This window comes from [Lactobacillus] timonensis, assembly GCF_900240275.1.
Lineage (GTDB): Bacteria > Bacillota > Bacilli > Lactobacillales > Lactobacillaceae > Limosilactobacillus > Limosilactobacillus timonensis.
Genome location: NZ_LT964773.1, coordinates 1 through 1,513, shown reverse-complemented (window position 1 = coordinate 1,513; position 1,513 = coordinate 1). Strand labels below are relative to the sequence as shown.

Annotated in this window: 1 protein-coding gene and 2 pseudogenes; 2 read left to right on the top strand and 1 reads right to left on the bottom strand. The window is 44.9% G+C overall.

Annotated elements, in window-relative coordinates; genetic code table 11:
* Positions 1 to 123: 123 nt before the first annotated feature.
* Together C1710_RS08105 and C1710_RS08100 are read left to right on the top strand one after the other, a co-directional pair.
* Positions 124 to 795: pseudogene (locus C1710_RS08105) on the top strand (branched-chain amino acid transport system II carrier protein); the annotation flags it as partial.
* A gap of 212 nt (positions 796 to 1,007) precedes the next feature.
* The gene (locus tag C1710_RS08100) at positions 1,008 to 1,355 is read left to right on the top strand and encodes an alpha/beta hydrolase (protein ID WP_408065708.1); all 348 of its coding nucleotides are present in this window, start codon (positions 1,008 to 1,010) and stop codon (positions 1,353 to 1,355) included.
* Between the two features lie 67 nt (positions 1,356 to 1,422).
* Here the strand turns inward: C1710_RS08100 and C1710_RS08490 are convergent.
* Positions 1,423 to 1,513: pseudogene (locus C1710_RS08490) on the bottom strand (IS3 family transposase); the annotation flags it as partial.

Genomic DNA, 1,513 nt, shown 5'->3' with positions numbered 1-1,513 from the left:
AATGAATAGTCATGACTTTTGTTCAAGTAGTCTTGAACTGCTCTAACTTTAAATTGATATGAATATTTAGACATAAAAATACCCCAGAATTGTTAGATTCGTGTCTAACAATTCTAGGGCACTTCAACGGCGAAGAGCGGTTTCTTTGGAATCGCTGGAGTGGCCATTATCTACCTGGCCCTGATTTGGCTGGGAGCCACCAGCTTGCACCAGTTTAAGCCCGCGCTAAATGGTGGGATTACGCTTGCGCAGATTTCGCATTACTACTTGGGAACCGCTGGGGATGCGATCCTGGCAACTTTAGCAACGGTTACCTGTATGAGTACCGCCATGGGGCTGGTAATTGCCTTTTCTCAAGACTTCCACCGGCGCTTCCCGAAGATTTCCTACCGGACATTTTTACGGATCAATTGTGGTCTGTCATTCCTGTTCGCTAACTTGGGTCTTAACCAGATCATTGCCTGGTCAACCCCGATCCTGATGTTCCTCTACCCGCTGGCAATCACCTTAATTATTTTGGGCTTGCTTTCCCCGCTGTTTAAGCAGGACCGGCTTGTTTACCGGATCACGACCGGCCTAACCCTGATTCCAGCCTTCTTTGATATGCTAAATGCGCTGCCGGCAGGCTTGCACGAAAGTCAATTGTTGCAGGCGCTTCTCGGCTTTGCCCAGCACTACTTCCCATTCTTCGGCCTCGGTTTTGGCTGGCTGACCTTTGGGATTGCGGGCTTGATCCTTGGCCTGATCTGCCACGCCGTGAAGGGCAGGAAGCAGGTAGAATTACTTAGTGATTAGTTTGTTGACTTTTTAAGAAAAATGATATTTTATCATTCACTAGACAGGAAAACGGCTTGCGAGGAAAGGTGGTTTTGGTATAGTCCTTCCTTAGTGGGCATCGTTGTAGCGATCAATCTTGGTTATAATTTAGGTGTATCCTTAGCTCAGATAGGTAGAGCATATGGGTAGTTCAATTAACGCTGTTAGATGTCCCCGCCTAAGCTCGCTAAATGCTAATTTGGCGGGCTTTTATTAAATACTGCGTTATTGCAACGGTATTGAAGGGAGCGAGATTGTTGGAAGAGGTTTTTACTGACCAGGCAAACGCCCAGCTGGGTCGTCAGATTTTCAATATCACCGTGGCGGGTTCGGAAAACTATGTTGAAGATGGACTGGTTCCGCTCAGTAGTGTCCTTGCGGGGAAGTATATTTATCAAGGAATCGTAAAACACTATACTCAGGTCACAGTTACTGGGAAATTAGCCCAACATTCAGCATTACCGCAGAATCGGGAAGTTCTTGACTTAATTCGCCGTTATGTCTTGAATCATAATAATCGAAGACAAGCAAATAACTAATAAAAGAAGAAACTAAAGAAAATGTTGGTAATGTACCCTGTCAAGTTGACACATTAAATAATAAAAACTAGTTGGCCTTGCCGAAGCGATATTCTGCTGCGGTAAGGTCATTTCTTTTGCCTGAAATAAAGGAATGCGTAAAGTAATCGATACCTTCT

Bases quoted from the DNA above. Each gene is read 5' to 3' on its own strand.
- C1710_RS08100 (WP_408065708.1), top strand. From the start codon at position 1,008: ATGCTAATTTGGCGGGCTTTTATTAAATACTGCGTTATTGCAACGGTA.